This window comes from Kocuria sabuli, assembly GCF_040981185.1.
In the GTDB taxonomy this organism is placed as follows: Bacteria; Actinomycetota; Actinomycetes; order Actinomycetales; family Micrococcaceae; genus Kocuria; species Kocuria sabuli.
The window spans coordinates 162385-180184 of sequence record NZ_JAVHZE010000001.1 but is presented as its reverse complement, the minus strand read 5'-3'; the positions used below and the strand labels follow the sequence as shown (position 1 = coordinate 180184).

Annotated in this window: 14 protein-coding genes; 9 read left to right on the top strand and 5 right to left on the bottom strand. The window is 74.9% G+C overall.

Annotated features, from left to right (window positions below; translation table 11 throughout):
• Positions 1-80: 80 nt before the first annotated feature.
• Positions 81-1304, bottom strand: a complete 1224-nt coding sequence (locus RE027_RS00820; RefSeq protein ID WP_368806335.1) for an aminotransferase class I/II-fold pyridoxal phosphate-dependent enzyme — start codon at positions 1302-1304, stop codon at positions 81-83.
• 46 nt (positions 1305-1350) lie between these two features.
• Between RE027_RS00820 and coaD the strand changes: the two genes are divergently transcribed.
• The 5 genes from coaD to mutM all read left to right on the top strand — a co-directional run bounded on the left by coaD (position 1351) and on the right by mutM (position 4409).
• A complete protein-coding gene (gene coaD, locus RE027_RS00815; protein ID WP_368806334.1) occupies positions 1351-1818 on the top strand; it encodes a pantetheine-phosphate adenylyltransferase in 468 nt (155 codons plus the stop codon).
• 170 nt (positions 1819-1988) lie between these two features.
• On the top strand, positions 1989-2501 hold the full coding sequence (locus RE027_RS00810) for a YceD family protein (RefSeq protein ID WP_368806333.1): 513 nt from the start codon (positions 1989-1991) through the stop codon (positions 2499-2501).
• A gap of 2 nt (positions 2502-2503) precedes the next feature.
• Positions 2504-2707 carry a 50S ribosomal protein L32 gene (gene rpmF / locus RE027_RS00805; RefSeq protein ID WP_031282896.1) on the top strand — a complete coding sequence of 68 codons (204 nt, stop codon included), beginning with the start codon at positions 2504-2506 and terminating at the stop codon, positions 2705-2707.
• Between the two features lie 5 nt (positions 2708-2712).
• Positions 2713-3411, top strand: a complete 699-nt coding sequence (gene rnc, locus RE027_RS00800) for a ribonuclease III (protein WP_368806332.1) — start codon at positions 2713-2715, stop codon at positions 3409-3411.
• A 56-nt stretch (positions 3412-3467) separates the two neighbouring features.
• Complete coding sequence (gene mutM, locus RE027_RS00795; RefSeq protein WP_368806331.1) at positions 3468-4409, top strand: bifunctional DNA-formamidopyrimidine glycosylase/DNA-(apurinic or apyrimidinic site) lyase; 942 nt, start codon at positions 3468-3470, stop codon at positions 4407-4409.
• 25 nt (positions 4410-4434) lie between these two features.
• Here the strand turns inward: mutM and RE027_RS00790 are convergent, their stop codons facing one another.
• From RE027_RS00790 to RE027_RS00780, 3 genes are all read right to left on the bottom strand, one after another.
• Entirely contained in the window at positions 4435-5616 is a 1182-nt protein-coding gene (locus RE027_RS00790) for an NAD-dependent epimerase/dehydratase family protein (RefSeq protein ID WP_368806330.1), read from the bottom strand.
• On the bottom strand, positions 5613-8306 hold the full coding sequence (locus RE027_RS00785) for an alpha/beta fold hydrolase (protein WP_368806606.1): 2694 nt from the start codon (positions 8304-8306) through the stop codon (positions 5613-5615). The genes RE027_RS00790 and RE027_RS00785 overlap by 4 nt, the downstream gene beginning before the upstream one ends.
• A gap of 128 nt (positions 8307-8434) precedes the next feature.
• Positions 8435-9460 carry a 3-oxoacyl-ACP synthase III gene (locus RE027_RS00780; RefSeq protein ID WP_368806329.1) on the bottom strand — a complete coding sequence of 342 codons (1026 nt, stop codon included), beginning with the start codon at positions 9458-9460 and terminating at the stop codon, positions 8435-8437.
• 261 nt (positions 9461-9721) lie between these two features.
• Here RE027_RS00780 and smc point away from each other — a divergent pair, with 261 nt between their 5' ends.
• Positions 9722-13387: a chromosome segregation protein SMC gene (gene smc / locus RE027_RS00775; RefSeq protein WP_368806328.1), complete on the top strand. Its 3666-nt coding sequence runs from the start codon at positions 9722-9724 to the stop codon at positions 13385-13387.
• A gap of 10 nt (positions 13388-13397) precedes the next feature.
• Here the strand turns inward: smc and RE027_RS00770 are convergent, their stop codons facing one another.
• Positions 13398-14633 carry an MFS transporter gene (locus tag RE027_RS00770; RefSeq protein WP_368806327.1) on the bottom strand — a complete coding sequence of 412 codons (1236 nt, stop codon included), beginning with the start codon at positions 14631-14633 and terminating at the stop codon, positions 13398-13400.
• Positions 14634-14707: 74 nt separating this feature from the next.
• Here RE027_RS00770 and ftsY point away from each other — a divergent pair, with 74 nt between their 5' ends.
• The 3 genes from ftsY to RE027_RS00755 all read left to right on the top strand — a co-directional run bounded on the left by ftsY (position 14708) and on the right by RE027_RS00755 (position 17775).
• Positions 14708-15862 carry a signal recognition particle-docking protein FtsY gene (gene ftsY, locus RE027_RS00765; protein ID WP_438612399.1) on the top strand — a complete coding sequence of 385 codons (1155 nt, stop codon included), beginning with the start codon at positions 14708-14710 and terminating at the stop codon, positions 15860-15862.
• A 209-nt stretch (positions 15863-16071) separates the two neighbouring features.
• Positions 16072-17385 carry an ammonium transporter gene (locus RE027_RS00760; RefSeq protein WP_368806325.1) on the top strand — a complete coding sequence of 438 codons (1314 nt, stop codon included), beginning with the start codon at positions 16072-16074 and terminating at the stop codon, positions 17383-17385.
• Between the two features lie 51 nt (positions 17386-17436).
• Positions 17437-17775 carry a P-II family nitrogen regulator gene (locus RE027_RS00755; RefSeq protein ID WP_368806324.1) on the top strand — a complete coding sequence of 113 codons (339 nt, stop codon included), beginning with the start codon at positions 17437-17439 and terminating at the stop codon, positions 17773-17775.
• The last annotated feature ends 25 nt before the right edge of the window (positions 17776-17800 follow it).

The following is a 17800-nucleotide window of genomic DNA, read 5'->3' as shown; positions in this document are numbered from 1 at the left end:
GGGACCGCGGGTGCGCACCACGCCAGCCACCCGGCACACCGGTGCCAAGGCTGCCGAGGTGTGTGACGCAGGCCCCGCGCTCAGCGGGCCAGGCGCCGCCCCGCCTCCTCCAGGAGGTCCAGCCGCTTGCCGAAGGAGAAGCGCATCCAGGTCGTGTACAGGTCCCGGTGCGCGGCCGAGGCGAGGGCCGGCACGGGCACGCCCACCACGCCGGCGCCCTCGGCCAGCACGGGGGCGAGGGCCGTGGCGTCCCCGACCCCGTGGCGCTCGCACAGTGCGCGGACGTCCGCCACGACGAAGAACGTGCCCTGCGGCTCGAACGGCTCGGCGCCCGCCCGCGCCAGCCCCTGCACGAGCACGTCGCGGCGCCGCCGGAAGTCCTCGGTGAGCCGGTCGTAGAAGGCGTCGGGCAGGCCCAGCGCCGCGGCCGCCCCGAGCTGCAGGGGAGTGGCGGCGCTGTGCGTGAGGTAGGCCTTGGTGGCGCGCACCGGGCCGACCAGGTGCGCCGGTCCGCTGACCCATCCCACGCGCCAGCCCGTGGCCGAGAAGGTCTTGCCCACCGAGGAGACGGTGAGGGTCCGCTCGAAGGCCCCCGGCCGGGCGGCCAGGGGGCGGTGGCCGCCGGCGAAGCGCAGGTGCTCGTAGACCTCGTCGGTCACCACCACGCAGTCGTGCTCCGCGGCCAGCTCGGCCACCCGGGACAGGGCCGCGTCGTCGAACACGGTGCCGGTGGGGTTGTGCGGGTCGTTGAGGACCACCATCCGGGTGCGGGGCCCGAAGGCCCCCGCGAGGCGGTCGAGGTCGGGGGAGAAGTGCGGGGGCTCGAGCGGGACCGTGACCAGCCGCGCGCCGGCGAACTCCACCACCGCGCCGTAGAGGTCGTAGTGCGGCTCGAAGGTGACGACCTCGTCGCCGGGGCGCAGGAACGCGAGCAGACTCGCGGCCAGGCCCTCGGAGGCGCCCACGGTCACCAGGACGCCGGTGGCCGGGTCCGGCTCGATCCCGTAGAAGCGGCGCTGGTGCTCGGCGACGGCCTCCTGCAGCTGCGGCATCCCGGCCACCGGGGAGTACTGGTTGCCGCCGCCGCGCAGGGCGGCCGCGGCGGCGTCGAGCATCTCGGGCGGGCCGTCGACGTCGGGAAAGCCCTGGCCGAGATTGATCGCCCCCGTCCGGGCGGCCAGCCGGGACATCTCCTCGAAGACGGTCCCGGACAGCTCCCCGGTGCTCGTCAGCAGGCCGCCCCCGCGGGCCATGCGCTTCCAGGGGGAGCCGGGCGGGGCGGTGGCGGCGGCATTGGCGTCCATGGCCGCCAGTCTAGGGTCCCGCGGCGGCGTGCCTAGGATGGGGCCCATGCACCGAGCGATCTGCCCCGGCTCCTTCGACCCGATCCACAACGGCCACGTGGCGGTCGTCGCGCGTGCCGCGGCCCTCTTCGACGAGGTGGTGGTCGCGGTCTCCACGAACCCGCACAAGCGCTACCGCTTCGACTCCGGCCGGCGGCTGGCCCTGGTGCGGGAGAGCCTCGCGGGCATCGCGGGCGTCGTCGTCGAGCCCATGGGCGAGGGACTGCTCGCGGAGTACGCCGCGCAGCGCGGCGCGGTGGCCCTGGTCAAGGGGCTGCGCTCGGGGGAGGACTACGCCTACGAGGTGCCCATGGCCACGATGAACCGCCACCTGGCACCGGTCGAGACGGTGTTCCTGCCGGGGGACCCGCGGTTCCTGCACCTGTCCTCGACCCTCGTCAAGGAGGTCCAGGGCCTCGGCGGGGACGTCTCCGGGTTCGTGCCGCAGCCCGTGCTGCGCGCCCTCCGGGGCTGAGCCGGACGGTGCCGCGGCCGCGGGCCGGGGCGCGCCCCGTTTGAGAACGGGCGGCAGGGCGCGCTAACATGGTCTGTCGGTCAGAATTTCACCAGGAGTCAGTCATCAGCCGCGAGAACAGTGCCCCCCTCACCATCGGTATCAGGGACCTCGAGCACCGCCCGGGGACGATGCGACGCCTGCAGGAAGTTGTGCCCGCGCCGAAGGACTTCGGCAACGCACTCATCGGCGCCCCGGAGGGCTCGGACATCGACCTCGACCTCCGGCTGGAATCCGTCCACGACGGGATCCTGGTCTCCGGCACGACCGGCGTGGTCATCCACGGCGAGTGCAGCCGGTGCCTCGACCCGATCGACTATGATCTGGACGTCGATGTGCAGGAGCTCTACGTCTTCGACGCCACCACCGACGGTGGGGAGGAGTCCGAGGACGACCAGATGTATGAAGTTCAGGACGAGACCATCGACCTCGAACCCATGCTTCGGGACGCAGTGATCACGCAGCTGCCGTTCCAACCGGTGTGCCGGGAGGACTGCCAGGGGTTGTGCGCCCAGTGCGGCGCGCGCCTGGAGGACGACCCGGGACACCACCACGAGGTGCTCGATCCGCGCTGGAGCGCCCTGTCCGGGCTGCTCGAGCAGGACACCTCGACCGAGACGACCGAACCGAGAGAAGAGAGATAGCCGTGGCTGTTCCCAAGCGGAAAATGTCCCGTGCGAATACCCGTGCACGCCGTTCCCAGTGGAAGGCGACCGCGCCGAAGCTGGTCAAGACCGTCGAGAACGGCAAGGTCACCTACAGCCTGCCGCACCAGGCCAAGGTCGTGACCGACTCCGCGGGCACCGCGCTGTTCCTGGAGTACAAGGGCCGCAAGGTGGCCGACGCCTGACCACGGTGAACTCCACCGCGAACCCTCAGGACCTGCTGGAGCGTCTCGGCGTCGACATCGACGCCGGGACGCTTCGTCTTGCGCTGACCCACCGCTCCTACGCGTACGAGCACGAGGGGCAGGGCCACAACGAGCGGCTCGAGTTCCTGGGCGACTCCGTGCTGGGCCTGGCGGTCACCGACGAGATCTTCCACCGCTACCCGGACGACTCCGAGGGCAACCTCGCGAAGATCCGCTCCGCCGTGGTGAGCACGCGCACCCTCGCCGACCTCGCCCGCTCCCTCGACGTCGGCCCGCACATCCGCCTGGGCAAGGGCGAGGTGCGGACCAACGGGCACGAGAAGGCCTCGATCCTCGCCGACACCATGGAGGCGCTGATCGGTGCCGTCTACGTGTGCTCCGGGCTCGAGGCGGCGCGCGTGTTCGTGCTGCGCCTGATCGTGCCGCTGCTCGAGGACGGCTTCGTGATGAGCGAGGGCCGGGACTGGAAGACCGAGATCCAGGAGCTCGCCGCGGCCCGCAGCCTGGGTCCCGTCCGCTACGCCGTGGAGGGCACGGGCCCGGACCACGACCGCCGCTACGAGGCGCACCTGCTCGTCGGCGGCAAGGACCACGGCACCGGCACGGGCACCACTAAGAAGGAGGCCGAGCGCTCCGCCGCGGCGCAGGCCTACGCGGCCCTGGTCGCCCGGGGCGGTGCCTGAGCCCGTGACGGTGCCCGGACCCATCGTGGTGCCCGGACCCGGGACGGGAGCCGGCCGTGCCTGAGCTGCCCGAGGTCGAGGTCGTGCGACGTGGCGTCGAGCGCTGGGTCGTGGGCCGCCGGGTCGAGGCCGTGCAGGTCCTCGACCCCCGTTCGGTGCGCCGGCACGAGGCCGGGCCCGTCTCCTTCGCCCACGAGCTCGACGGCGCCGTGGTCACCGACGCCGTGCGCCGCGGCAAGTTCCTGTGGCTGCTCCTGACCGGACCGGACGCGGCCGAGCCGCAGGAGGCCCTGCTCGTCCACCTCGGGATGAGCGGGCAGCTGCTCGTCAAGGACGCCGAGCTCCCCGCGGAGAAGCACCTCAAGGTGCGGCTGGGTCTCTCCGAGCGCCCGGGCACCCCGGCGGAGCTGCGCTTCGTGGACCAGCGGATCTTCGGCGGGATGCTCCTCGACCGGCTCGTGCCCACCGACGACGGGGCCCCCGGCGGACGCTCCGCCACCGGGCTGCCCGCCGTGCCCGCCCGCGCGGCCCACATCGCCCGCGACCCGCTGGACCCGGCCTTCGACGCCGACCGCCTGCACGACCGGCTGCGCCGGCGCCGCACCGGGCTCAAGCGCGCCCTGCTGGACCAGGCCCTCGTCTCGGGGATCGGCAACATCTACGCCGACGAGGCGCTGTGGCAGGCGCGCCTGCACTGGGCCCGCCCCACGGACACGCTCCGCCGCCCCGAGACCTACCGCGTGCTCGAGGCGGTCCGGGCGGTCATGGAGCGGGCCCTCGCGGCCGGGGGGACGAGCTTCGACTCCCTCTACGTCAACGTCAACGGCGAGTCGGGCTACTTCTTCCGCTCCCTCAACGCCTACGGGCGGTCCGGGAAGACCTGCCCCCGGTGCGCGGCGGAGGGGCGGACGGCGCTGATCGTGCGCGAGCAGTTCATGAACCGCTCCTCCTACCGCTGCCCGGTCTGCCAGCGCGCCCCCCGCAACGCCCGCTTCTGAGCAGGCGCGTGGCGGGGCGGGCGGGTCACCCCCGGTCGGCCGCCGTGGAGCCGGTGGCGGGCACCGGGGCGTCGTGGGCGCCCAGCGGGTGCGTGCGGTAGTACTCGGCCAGCCGCCGCATCCCCTCCTCGACGGTCACGGTCGGCGTCCAGTCGAGCACCTCGCGGGTGGTCTGCTGCTCGAACCAGTGCGCCGTGGACATCTGCTCGGCCAGGAACGCCGTCATCGGCGGCTCGTCGGTCCCCGGCCGCACGGCCCAGACCTTCTCGATCAGCGTGCCGGCGAGGCGGGCCACCGCTCCCGGGACCCGGCGGGTCGGCGGCTGCACCCCCACCGCACGGCAGAAGCCCGAGATCAGCTCGCCCACGGTGCGCGGTTGGCCGTTCGTGACCACGAGCGCCTGCCCGTGCGCCCACTCGATCCGCTCCAGGGCCCGCACGATCGCCTCGGCGGCGTTGTCGATGTAGGTGGTGTCGATCAGGGCGGCACCGTGGTCCAGCAGCGGCATCCGGCCCCGGGCGGCGCGCGCCGCGACGCGCTCGACCAGCTGGGTGTCCCCGGGGCCCCAGACGATGTGGGGGCGCACGGCCGTGACCCGCAGCTGCCGGCCGTCCGCCTCGAGCGCGAGCAGCTCCGCCGCGGCCTTCGAGCGGGCGTAGTTGCCGCGCGCGTGCACGGGGTCGGCCGGGCGGGCGGGCTCGCCCACGATGGAGACGCCCGTGTGCGCGACCGAGGGGGAGGAGACGAACACGACGTTGTCCACGCCCGCGCGCTTCGCCGTCTCCAGGAGCACCCGGGTGCCCGTGACGTTGGTCATCACGAACTCGTCCCAGTCCCCGGCGAAGGAGACCTTCGCGGCGAGGTGGACGACGTCGTCGACGCCCTCCAGCGCGCGGGCGACCGCGTCGGGGTCCGTGACGGAGCCGAGGACCTCCTCCACGTTCGGCTGGTCGGCCAGGGAGGCGTGCCGGCGCTGCAGCAGCCGCACCGTCCAGTTCCGGGCGGCCAGGAGCCGGGCCACGTGCTCGCCGAGCATCCCGGAGGCGCCGGTGACGAGCACGGTGCGGCCCTGCCCGCTCAGCTCCCGGGGGCCGCGCTCGACCTCGTGGCTGCCGGTGCCGGCCGCCGGGGCGCCCTCCGCCACGGAGGCGTCGTAGGAGGGGACCTCGTCGTCGTGCGGACCGTCCTTGCGGTGCTTGCCGTTCACGGGTTCCTGATCCTTCCTCCGGCCAGGGCGGCGTCGGCCCACCCGGCCAGCAGGGCTCGGTCGATCTTGGAGTTGTGCCGGATGTCGGTGGGGTGCTCCGGGAGCACGAGCACGGCCGCGAGGTCCATGCCGGTGGCCTCCCGCACGGCCTCCCGCACGGCGCCCGTCAGCAGGGGGTCCGCAGGGCCCGGCCTCGCAGCGGGCGGGACGGTCTCCGCGACGGCCACGGGCACCTGCCGGCCCACCGGGCCGACGCCGACCACGGCGACCCGGCCGACCCCGGGCACGGCCTGCGCGGCGTGCTCGGCGGCGACGGGCGTCAGCACGCCCCCGGCGGCCACGATCACGTGGGCGAGGCGGCCCTCCACCCACAGCCGCCCGGCGGCGTCGAAGTGGCCGACGTCCCCGGTGCGGTGCCAGCCGGGCAGCTGGGTGCTGAGGTGCTCCGTGGCCCACAGCCGGTCGTAGCGGTCCTTGACGTGCGGGGCGCGGGCGACGATCTCGCCGGTGACCCCCGCCCCGGTGGTGACCTCGTCGCCCGGGACGCCGTCCGCGCCCAGGGCGGTGACCCCGAGCTCGGCCCCGTGCACCGCGGTGCCCACGCACACGCCGTTGCCCGCCCCGGCCACGGCGGCACCCGCCGCGCCGCCGTCCCGGCTCGCCTGCCGGATCGTGCCGAGGGTGACGTCCGTCAGGGGAAGGCCCTCCGTCATGCCGTAGGGGGTGTGCAGCGTCGCGGCGGGCACCAGCTCCTGGAGGCGCTCCAGCAGCGGCTCCGGCAGCGGGGCCCCGGCGGAGAGCACCAGCTCCACACGGGCCAGGGCCTGCCGCTGGCCCGTGTCCAGCTCGTCCTGGGTGGCGAGGACGTTCGTGATCGCGGCCGGGGACAGGAACACGGCCGTCGCCCGGATCGCCGACGCGGCGTCGGCCAGGGCACGGGCGGTCAGGGTCTTCGGCGCGGTGACGTCCATGTCGGGGGTCACCGAGGTGGTCCCCATCGCGGGCCCGAGCAGGGCGAACGGCGCGAAGCCCGCGACGAGGCCTGTGCCGGCGGTCAGGTCGTAGGTCCCGCGCACGGCGTCCCGCATCGCGGAGAGCTGCCGGTGGGTGTAGACCACGCCCTTGGCGGGCCCGGTGGACCCGGAGGTGAACAGCACCACGGCGTCCGCGTCGGCGTCCGGGGCGGGCAGGTCCGCGCGGGGCGCGGACTCCAGCAGACCGGGGACGTCGTGGGCCACGCCGAGGGCGCGGCGGGAGACGGGGTCGAGGCGCTCCAGGGAGATCCGGGTGCCCGGCCAGCCCAGCGCCCGCCCGGCGACCAGGGCCTTGCGGATGCCCACCAGCCAGTCCGGTCCGGCGCCCTTGAGCGCCCGGGTGAGGCCCTTGGGGCCCAGCCCGGTGTCCGCCACGACGACGACGGCGCCGACGCGCAGGCAGGCGTAGAGCAGCGCGGTGAGCTCGGAGCCGGGCGGGACCATGAGGTTCACCCGGTCCCCGGGGCGCACGCCGATGCCGAGCAGCCCGGCAGCGAGGCGGTCCACCCGGTCGGCCAGCTCGGCCCAGCTCAGGCTCGCCCGCACGGGCGCCACGCCGGCCCGCGGCCCCGTGGCCCCGGAGCTGGGGGCCATGTCGACCACGGCGGGGCCGAGGTCGGCGCGCCGCTCGTCGAGCTCCGCGGCGAAGGGGACGTGGGCGCCCCGGGCCGTGGCGCGGCGCTGCAGGTGCAGCTCCCGCCGGGTGGGGCCGGTCCCGAAGCGGTCGGCGAGCCAGGCCATGACCGGGCCGGCGATGTCCCGCGCCTCGGGCAGCAGGTGCTGGGCGCCCTCGTAGCGGTGGACGTCGGCGTGCGGCATCCGCCGCACGAGGTCCTGGAGGTAGCGCTCCTGGAAGACCGGGTCCCCGGTGCCCCACAGGAACAGGGCGGGGACGTCGAGGCCGGCCACGCCGGCGGCGATCTGCTCGAAGCGCGCGTGGGAGGGGTGGTCCGCGGGGATCGGGATGTCGGCCACGAAGTTGCGGATCGCCTCGCGCCGGGCGCTCGTGGCGTAGGGCGCGCGGTAGGCCGCCCGGACGTCGGGGGGCAGCGACGGGTCCGCCAGCGCCAGCGCGACGTCGAGGAAGGCCGTGGTCCGTTCGGTGAGCAGGGCGTGGGCGGCCGGGGCCAGCGCCAGGCGCAGGGAGGCGGGGATCTCCTCGGAGCTGTCGTGGTGGACGGCGGTGTTGGTGAGGACCACCCCGCGATGCACGGCCGGGTGCTCCAGCGCCCAGCCGGCGGAGACGAGCCCGCCCCAGTCGTGGGCGAGGGTCACCACCGGCGTCGTCGCGTCGTCGAGGCCCAGCTCGGCCGTGAGGTCGGCCAGGTCCCGGACCCGGTCGTCGAGACGGCGGAAGAGCCCGGTCCGCTCGGAGAAGCCCATGTCGAGCTGGTCCACGGCCACGACCCGCCACGGGTTGTCGGGGTCGAGGCCGGCGGCCAGCACGTCCCGCCACAGGTAGGACCAGGTGGGGTTGCCGTGCACGGCGAGCACCGTCCCGCGGGGGGTGAGCCCGGCGGCCTCCAGCGAGCCCGCGTTGTCCAGGAGGTGCCAGCGGCGGCGCCGGCCGGGCACGGGCTCCACGGGGGCGGTGGAGGCGACCGTGACCGTGCGGGACCACGCCGGGTCCACCCCGGGCAGGGGCACCTCCGTCATGGGCAGCCGCGCCGCGTCCGGCCCTTCGTGCTGGGGGGTCGTGGACGGTCGTCTGCGTGCCATGGTCGTGGGCTCCTCGTCGGCTGCGGTCGGGCGGGTGCGGTCGGGCGGCGCTCAGCGCCGGGGGATCACCAGTCGATCTCCATGTAGGTCGAGTTCAGCCCCGAGCCGACGCCCAGGAGGAGGACGCGCTGGCCGGCCTCGAGCTGCTCGGCCTCCAGGGCGAGGGTCATCGGCAGGGCGGCGGCCGCCACGTTGCCCCAGAACGGGAACGTCAGCGGGAAGCGGTCCGGGTCGATCCCGACGTCCTCGAGCAGCTTGTTGGTGTGGGACGTGGAGACCTGGTGGGCGATGTAGCGGTCCATGTCGGTCCAGTCCCAACCGTCGTCGTGGGCGTCGTGCCAGGCGTCCACGAGCAGGCCCACCCCGTGCTTGAGCAGGCCGGTCGCGTCGGTGTACATGCCGTCGAAGCCGCCGATGCACAGCCCGTGGTGCTGGGTCGCGGAGCGGGCCACGGACCCGGCGATGCGGTGCCCCTCGGGGTGCCGGTCGGTGGGGCCGACGACGGCCGCGGCCGCGCCGCAGCCCAGGGTCAGCGTGGCGAACTCGCGCACCACCTGGTCCCGGGTGACGTCCGGGGCCTGCAGTCGCTCGTAGGTCTCGCGGTGCCACGGGGTCGGGTCCTCCCCGGCGATCACCACGGCGTACTCGATCGCGCCGGAGTCGATCATCGACGAGGCGATGGTGAGGGCGTTGACGAAGCCCAGGCAGGCGTTGGTCACGTCGAAGTTCAGGGCCGACGGGGACAGGCCGAGCCGGTGGTGGACGGCCACGGAGACCGCGGGCTCGTAGCCGTCGCGGGTCACCGACGCGTTGATCAGCAGCCCGACCTGGTCCGGGCGGACACCGGCCTGCTCCATCGCTGCCACCCCCGCTTCCACGGCGCCGTCCGAGAAGTGCCGTCCCGGCGCCCACTCGCGCCGTTCGTTCACACCTGCCAGCCGCTGGAGCAGCCCCTTGGGCATCTTGAGTCTCGCGAAGGTCTCCTCGAGGATCTCGTCGGACCGCGACGAGGGGACCACCTCGTCGGCCTCCACCTTGGTGATGGCCAGGAGGGCGGCGTTCTGGTGACGGATCGTGGAATTACCGGTCAAGGTCTCTGGCTTTCGTTAGGGGCTCGCCGACGACCCCGTCCGGGGCCCGAGGGGCGCGGTCACGGGGAGGGCAGGTCGTGCTGGTCGCGGTCAGTCTACCGGCCGGTTCCGGGACCGGCGCTCGGACCCCCGCGTTTCTCTGTAGGCTTACCTTTTCCGCCGGCCGCCGCGCAGGCGGGCGGTGCCGCCGCCGCGGGAGTGCGCCCGAGTACAGTGGATGCGACCCCCCGACGCTTCCCCATTCCAGGAGACCGGCCGCCCGTGCACCTGAAGACCCTGACCGTGCGGGGGTTCAAGTCCTTCGCCTCGGCCACCACGTTCGAGTTCGAGCCCGGGGTCACCGCCGTCGTCGGGCCCAACGGCTCGGGCAAGTCCAACGTGGTGGACGCCCTCTCGTGGGTCATGGGGGAGCAGGGCGCGAAGTCGCTGCGCGGCGGCAAGATGGAGGACGTGATCTTCGCGGGCACCGCCGGGCGAGCCCCGCTCGGCCGCGCCCACGTCTCGCTGACCATCGACAACGCCGACGGCGCCCTGCCGATCGAGTACTCCGAGGTCACGATCTCCCGCACGCTCTTCCGCTCGGGGGGCTCCGAGTACGCCGTCAACGGGCGGGCCTGCCGGCTGCTCGACATCCAGGAGCTGCTCTCCGACTCCGGGCTCGGCCGCGAGATGCACGTCATCGTGGGCCAGGGCCAGCTCGACCGCATCCTGCACGCGAGCCCCGAGGAGCGCCGCGGCTTCGTCGAGGAGGCCTCGGGGATCCTCAAGCACCGCCGCCGCAAGGAGCGCACGCTGCGCAAGCTCGAGTCGATGCAGGCCAACCTGGACCGGCTCGAGGACCTCACGGCGGAGATCCGCCGCCAGCTCACGCCGCTGGGCCGGCAGGCGCGGGTGGCCCGCCGCGCCCAGCGGATCCAGCACGATGTCCGCGACGCCCGGGCCCGGCTGCTCGCCGACGACCTCGTCCGGGCCCGCACGTCCCTCGCGGCCGACGACGACCTCGAGCGCCGGCTGCGCGCCGAGCGGGCGGAGGCCGAGCAGGGCCTCGGCGCCGGGCGCGCCCGGCAGGCCGACGTCGAGGCCCGCGCCGCGCAGGCGACCCCCGCGCTCAACGCCGCCCGGGACACGTGGTACCAGCTCACCGCGGTGCAGGAGCGCTACCGCTCGCTGGCCTCGCTGGCCGCGGAGCGCCGCCGCCTGCTGGGCCCGGCGGCCGAGCCGCCCGAGCCGGTCCGTGATCCGGAGCGGCTCGCGGCCCAGGCCGCCCGCACCCGGGAGGAGCTGGAGCGGCTCCTGGGCCGGGTCGAGGCCGCCACGGACGCGCTCGCCGCGGCCGTCCAGGACCGGGAGGACGCCGAGGCCGCCGCGCGCGCCCAGGACGCCGAGGTCACCGGTCTGCTCCGGGCCGCCGCCGACCGGCGGGAGGGCCTGGCCCGGCTGACGGGCGCCGTCACGGCGGCCCGCTCCCGGGTGGAGGCGGCCGAGAACGAGCTCTCCCGGCTGCACGCCACCCACGCGGAGGCCGGGCAGCGCCGGGCGCGGGCCGGCACGGAGGCCGACGGCCTCGCGCTGGCCGCCCGGGACGCGGCCGCTGCCGCCGGACGGGCGCGCGCGGAGCACGAGGAGGCGGAGGCCGCGGCCGGCGACGCACGCGCGGCCGCGCGGGAGGCGGAGGACGCCGCGCAGGAGCTGCTGCGCGCCCACGACGCCCAGCGGGCCCGCGCCGAGACCCTGCGGGCGGGCCTGCGCCAGCCCGACGGCTCGGAGGCCGTCCGGGAGCGGCACCCGGACGCCGTGCAGGGCGCCGTCGCCGACCTCGTGGGCGTCGAGCCCGGCTGGGAGCGGGCCGTGACCGCCGCGCTGGGCCCGCTCGCGGAGGCTCTCGCCGTGCGCTCTCACGGTGCCGCCGTCTCGGTCTTCGAGGACCTGCGTGGTGACGGGGTGGGCCGGGTGCACCTCCTCGTCGCCGGCGATCCCGGCCCGGCCGCACCGGCCCCGGCCGTCCCGGACCTGCCCGGGGTCCGGCCCGCCGGCGCGGTCCTCGTCCCCGGCGCCGGGGCGGCGGCCGGGGACGACGGCGCGGTCCGCGGCGCGGCCGCGGTCCGCGCCCTGCTGGCCGGCACCGTGCTCACGGAGGACCCGGCCACGGCGGCCCGGATCGTGGCCGCTCGGCCGGAGCTGACCGCCGTGACCCGCGACGGCGACGTGTTCACCGCCTCCAGCGCCTGGGGCGGGGCCGCCGAGGCCGCCGGCACGCTCGAGACCCGCGCCGCCGCCGAGCGCGCCGAGCAGGAGCAGACCCGGCTCGCCGCGTCCCTCGACCGGGCCCGGGCCGCGGCGAGCACGGCCGCGCAGCTGCGCGGGACCACCCGCGAGCGCGCCCGGGAGACCGCGGCGGCGGCCCGCTCCGCGGAGCGCGCGGCCGAGCGGGCCGGCTCCGAGCTGGCCCGGGTCCGGGCCGTGCTGGAGTCCGCCGAGGCGGAGACCGGCCGCTTCCGGGAGCAGGTCGCGGCCGCGGACCGTCACCTGGCCGGGGAGCAGCAGCGGCTGCGCGAGGTCGTCGAGCGGCTCGAGGCCGCCGAGGACCTCGGCACGGAGGACACCGAGGACGCCCAGCTGGAGGCCGCCGCCCGCCGCGACGCGCGGCACCGCACCGCCGCGGCCGCCCGTACCGCCGAGACCGAGGCCCGGCTGGCCCTGCGCTCCCTCGAGGAGCAGGCCCGCGCCCTGGGCAGCCGGGCCGCCTCCCAGGAGCGGGCCGCCGCCGCGGAGCACCGGGCCCGGGAGGAGGCCGAGCGCCGGGCGCAGCGCCGCCGGCTCCAGGCCCGCACCGCCGAGGCCGTGCTCACTGCGGCCGAGCGGATGCTGCTGCGCATCGAGGCGTCCGTGGCCGCCGCCGCCCGGGACCGGGACCGGGCCGAGGCCGTGCGCGCCGGGCTGGACGCGGAGCTCACGGAGCTGCGGGCCACGAACGACCGGCTCGCCGCCCGGGTCGCCGAGCTCACCGACTCCGTGCACCGGGACGAGCTGGCCCGGACCCAGCAGCGCGCCCGGATCCAGGCCCTGGAGGAGCGCTCCCTCGAGGAGCTGGGCCTCACGCCGGACGCGCTCGTGGAGCACTACGGGCCGCACCTGCCGATCCCGGACCCCGCGGCACAGACGGACCCCACAGCAGAGACGGACCCCACGGCAGGGACGGGCCCGGCGGGACCGGAGGGCCCCGGCGACGGGCAGGACGTCTCGTCCGGGGACGCGGAGGGCGCGCCCTTCGTGCGCGCCGAGCAGGAGAAGCGGCTGCGCCGCGCCGAGAAGGAGCTGGCCTCGCTGGGCCGGGTGAACCCGCTGGCGCTGGAGGAGTTCGCGGCGCTCGAGGAGCGGCACCGCTTCCTCGCCGAGCAGCTCGAGGACCTGAAGCGCTCCCGGCAGGACCTGCGCAGCATCCTCCGCGAGGTGGACGAGCACGTGGAACGGGTCTTCACCGAGGCCTACGCCGACACCGCGCGCGAGTTCGAGGGAGTCTTCGCGACGCTCTTCCCGGGGGGCGAGGGCCGGCTGCGGCTGACCGACCCCACGGACATGCTCGGCACCGGCATCGACGTCGAGGCCCGTCCCGCGGGGAAGAGGATCAAGCGGCTGTCCCTGCTCTCCGGCGGGGAGCGGTCGCTGACCGCGATCGCGCTGCTGGTGGCGATCTTCAAGGCCCGCCCCTCGCCCTTCTACGTCATGGACGAGGTCGAGGCGGCCCTCGACGACCGCAACCTCGGGCGGCTGCTGAGCATCTTCCGCCAGCTGCAGGAGACCTCGCAGCTGATCATCGTCACGCACCAGAAGCGGACCATGGAGATCGCCGACGCCCTCTACGGCGTCGCCATGCGCGGCGACGGCGTGACCACCGTGGTCGGGCAGCGGCTCGCCGAGCTGCGCTGATCCCGGAGGGCTACGGCGCGGCCGGGCGCGCGGCCACGGCGCCGGGCCGCTCCATGGTGTCGCGCACGGGCAGCCACGCCCCGGCCGCCAGCAGCACGAGCGCCCCCGAGACGCCGAAGGCCCAGCCGAAGCCCGCGGCGTCGGCGAGCGCGCCGGCCACCACGGGACCGAGGATCTGGCCGGCGTCGGCGCTCATCTGGAACCGCGCCAGCACCGGCCCGCCGGCCCGGTCCGGTCCGATGACGTCGGCCACGGTGGCCTGCTGGCCGGGGTTCATCGTCCCGGAGCCCATGCCCGCCACCAGGGACAGGACCACGAACCACGGGACGTCCTGGACCAGGCCGAGGCCCATGGTGGCGACACCGTTGACCAGGAGCCCGGTGAGCACGAGCGGCTTGCGCCCGTACCGGTCGGTCAGCCGGCCGGTGACCGGCAGGGCCAGCGCGTTGCCCGCCGCGTAGACGGCCAGGGCCAGGCCCGCCACGGCGGGACCGGCCCCGAGGACGGCGACCGCGAACAGCGGCACGAGGGCCACCCGGATGCCGTGGGCGGTCCACCCGTTGGCGAAGCTGGAGACGAGCGCGGAGCGGTAGGCGCCCACCCGGCGGGCCTCGGCCACGGTCATCACCGGCTGGTTCCTCCGGTCCTTGCCCGTCCCGAGGACCTCGTCCTTGAGCCGGAAGTGCACCACGGCCACCGCCACGAGCAGGGCGACCGCGTAGATGAGGAACGGGGCCTGCATCCCAAGCCCGGCGAGCAGACCGCCGACCACCGGTCCCAGCACCCCGCCCACGAGGAACGCCGAGGCGTAGTAGCCGGAGACCCGCCCGCGCATCCGCGGCGGGGCCAGCCGCACGATGAGGCCCATCGCCGAGATCGTGAACATCACCGACCCGATCCCACCGAGGCCCCGGAACAGCAGCAGCTGCCAGTAGGTCTCGGCGAACGCGGTGGCCGCCGAGGACAGCGCCACGATGAGCACGCCCAGCACGTAGGTGGGCCGCTCGCCGATCCGGTTCAGGATCCGCCCGCCCACCGGGGCGAAGAACAGGCGGGCGAGGGCGAAGACGCTGACCACGGCGGAGGCCGCGGCCACCCCGACCCCGAAGGTCGTGGCGAACTGGGGGAGCACGGGCGCCACGATCCCGTAGCCGATCGCGATGACGAAGGCGGCGGAGATGAGCACCGTGATCTGCTGGGGGACGCGGTCGCGCTCGGGCGCGGGGGCGGAGGGCTGAACGGGCACCCGTCGAGTCTAGGACCCCCCTGGGACGCGGGACCCCGCCGCCGCCGGGCGAGGGCCGGGAGCAGTGTGAGAAAGTGGGGGACGTGGATTCGATACCCGTTCTCGCATACGTGCTCATCGCCGTCGTGGTCCTCGGTCTGCTCGGCCTCGTGCTGCTGCGCGGGCCCAAGGCACCCCGCGGCGGATACCCCTCCACCCGGGACGCCGACGACCTCGAGGGGGGTCCCGTCGAGGCCCCCGGGGACCTGGAGCCCGGCACCGCGCCGGCGCCGCCGGCGGACACCCGCCGGAAGCTGGACCGGCCCGAGTCGGCGGCGTCCCGGATGGCCCGCCTGCGCGGCCGGCTGGCCCGGTCCAACAACGTCCTCGGCAAGGGCCTGCTGGCCCTGCTCTCCCGCGACCGCATCGACCAGGACGTGTGGGACGAGGTCGAGGAGACGCTGCTGCTCGCCGACCTCGGCACGGACGCCTCGACGGAGCTCGTGGAGTCGCTCCAGCGCCGGGTCAAGGTGGAGGGCACCGACGACCCCGCCCACGTGAAGGCCATGCTCCGCGAGGAGCTCGTCAAGCTCGTGGACCCCACGATGGACCGGTCGCTGGCCGTGTCCCGCAAGGGCCCGGTCCCCGCCGTCGTCCTCGTGGTCGGCGTCAACGGGGTCGGCAAGACCACCACCGTGGGCAAGCTGGCCCGCGTGCTCGTCGCGGAGGACAAGGACGTCCTGCTCGGCGCCGCCGACACCTTCCGCGCCGCGGCCGCGGACCAGCTCTCCACCTGGGGCGCCCGCGTGGGCGTGCCCACGGTGCGCTCCGACGTCGAGGGCGCCGACCCGGCCTCCGTCGCCTACGACTCCGTGGTCGCCGGCATCGAGCAGGAGGCGGACGTCGTGATGATCGACACCGCCGGGCGGCTGCAGAACAAGGCCGGCCTGATGGACCAGCTCGGCAAGATCAAGCGGGTGGTCGAGAAGGCCGCCGTCATCGACGAGGTCCTGCTCGTCATCGACGCGACCACCGGGCAGAACGGCATGACGCAGGCCCGGGTGTTCTCCGAGGCCGTGGACGTCACCGGCATCGTCCTCACCAAGCTCGACGGCACCGCCAAGGGCGGCATCGTGGTGGCCATCCAGAAGAGCCTCGGGGTCCCCGTCAAGCTCATCGGCCTCGGCGAGGGCCCGGACGACCTCGCGCCCTTCGAGCCGGAGAGCTTCGTGGACGCCCTGCTCGACTGATCCGTCCCCCCGACGACCCACGCGCCCGCCGCAGTTTACACGCACGTCATCATCGCGGCGGGCGCGAAACATGTCCGCAACCCGGGGCGGGGACGGACGAAACATCTCTCTCGGACACTCGACAAGGAACGGTGAGCACCGGACGGCCCCGCGGGGAACGGGCCAGTGGCACCGGTGACCGAACCAACCCTGAGAGAGAGGTGCACATCGTGGAAATCACTGCTGGACACGTGTGGACGATCGTCGCGGCAGCCCTGGTCTTCTTCATGACCCCGGGGCTGGCCCTGTTCTACGGCGGGATGACCCGGGCCAAGGGCGTCCTGAACATGATGATGATGAGCTTCATCTCCATCGCCTTCGTCTCGGTTGTGTGGGTGCTGTGGGGCTACTCGATGAGCGGCGGGGACCCGCTCCTGGGCGGCATCACGGGCAGCCCGGTGCCCTCCTTCGCCCTGGCCGACCTCATCGGCAGCGAGGACCTGCTCGGCGCCGCCTACGGCGGGACCTTCGCCATCATCACGGTCGCCCTGATCTCCGGGGCGATCGCCGACCGCGCCCGCTTCGGCGCCTGGGCCGTCTTCGTGCCCGTCTGGGCCACCCTCGTCTACGCCCCGCTGGCCTACATGGTCTGGGGCGGCGGGCTGCTCACCGAGGACGGGGCCGTGGGCTCGGTCCTCGGCGAGGCCATCGACTTCGCGGGCGGGCTCGTGGTGCACATCAACGCCGGCGTGGCCGCGCTGGTCCTGATCACGATCGTCGGCGCCCGCCAGGGCTTCGGCAAGGACCCGAGCCAGCGCCCGCACAACCTGCCGCTCGTGATGCTCGGCGCCGCCATCCTGTGGTTCGGCTGGTTCGGCTTCAACGCCGGTGCCGCCGGCACCGCGGAGCAGGCCGGGCTCATCTGGATCAACACCCTCGTGGCGCCCGCCGCGGCGATGCTCGGCTGGCTGCTCACCGAGCGCATCCGCGACCAGCACGCCACGTCCCTGGGCGCCGCCTCCGGTGCCGTGGCCGGGCTCGTGGCCATCACCCCGGCCTGCGCCAACGTCTCCCCGGTCTGGGCGATCGTGATCGGCTTCGTGGCGGGGATCTGCTCGGCGCTCGCCGTGGGCCTCAAGTACCGGATGCGCATGGACGACTCCCTGGACGTCATCGGCGTGCACCTGGTCTCCGGCATCGTCGGCACCGTGGCCCTGGGCTTCGTGGCGCTGCCCTCCGAGGGCACCGCGGGTCTGTTCTACGGCGGCGGCTTCGGCCTGCTGCTCACCCAGGTGGTCGCGGTGCTCGTCTCGGTGCTCTACTGCGCCGTGCTGACCTTCGTCATCGCCCTCGCGATCGACAGGACCATCGGCTTCCGGATCACCGAGCGCGACGAGATCGACGGCATCGACATCACCCAGCACGCCGAGTCCGGCTACGCCCTGGCCGGCGACGCCACGGGTTCCTTCACCCCGGGCCGGCACACCGCCGGCGAGGGCGCCACGTCCTTCGAGCCGGGCCGCTCCGAGCCGGTGCGCGGCTGAGCCGTGCGCAGACGCCCGACGCCTCCCACCCCCACGAAAGGCAGCTCCACCATGAAACTCGTCACCGCGATCGTGCGCCCGGAGAAGTTCAAGGACATCAAGTCCTCGCTCGAGTCCTACGGCGTCCAGGGCATGACGGTCCAGAACGTGCACGGCTACGGCCAGCAGCGCGGGCACACCGAGGTCTACCGCGGCGCGGAGTACACGGTGGACCTGCTGGAGAAGGTCCGGGTCGAGATCCTCGTCGACGACCACCAGGCCACGGACATCGTCGACGTCATCGTCTCCTCCGCCAACACCGGCCGCGCCGGTGACGGGAAGGTGTGGGTCACCGACGTGGACCACGCCGTGCGGGTGCGCACCGGGGAGCGCGACGAGACGGCCCTCTGAGCCCTCCCGTCCCGGCGGCCGGCCC

Excerpts from the sequence above, each read along its gene's own strand:
- RE027_RS00820 (WP_368806335.1), bottom strand. The coding sequence starts at position 1,304 with ATGGACGCCAATGCCGCCGCCACCGCCCCGCCCGGCTCCCCCTGGAAG.
- coaD (WP_368806334.1), top strand. The coding sequence starts at position 1,351 with ATGCACCGAGCGATCTGCCCCGGCTCCTTCGACCCGATCCACAACGGC.
- RE027_RS00810 (WP_368806333.1), top strand. The coding sequence starts at position 1,989 with ATGCGACGCCTGCAGGAAGTTGTGCCCGCGCCGAAGGACTTCGGCAAC.
- RE027_RS00785 (WP_368806606.1), bottom strand. The coding sequence starts at position 8,306 with ATGACGGAGGTGCCCCTGCCCGGGGTGGACCCGGCGTGGTCCCGCACG.
- RE027_RS00755 (WP_368806324.1), top strand. The coding sequence starts at position 17,437 with ATGAAACTCGTCACCGCGATCGTGCGCCCGGAGAAGTTCAAGGACATC.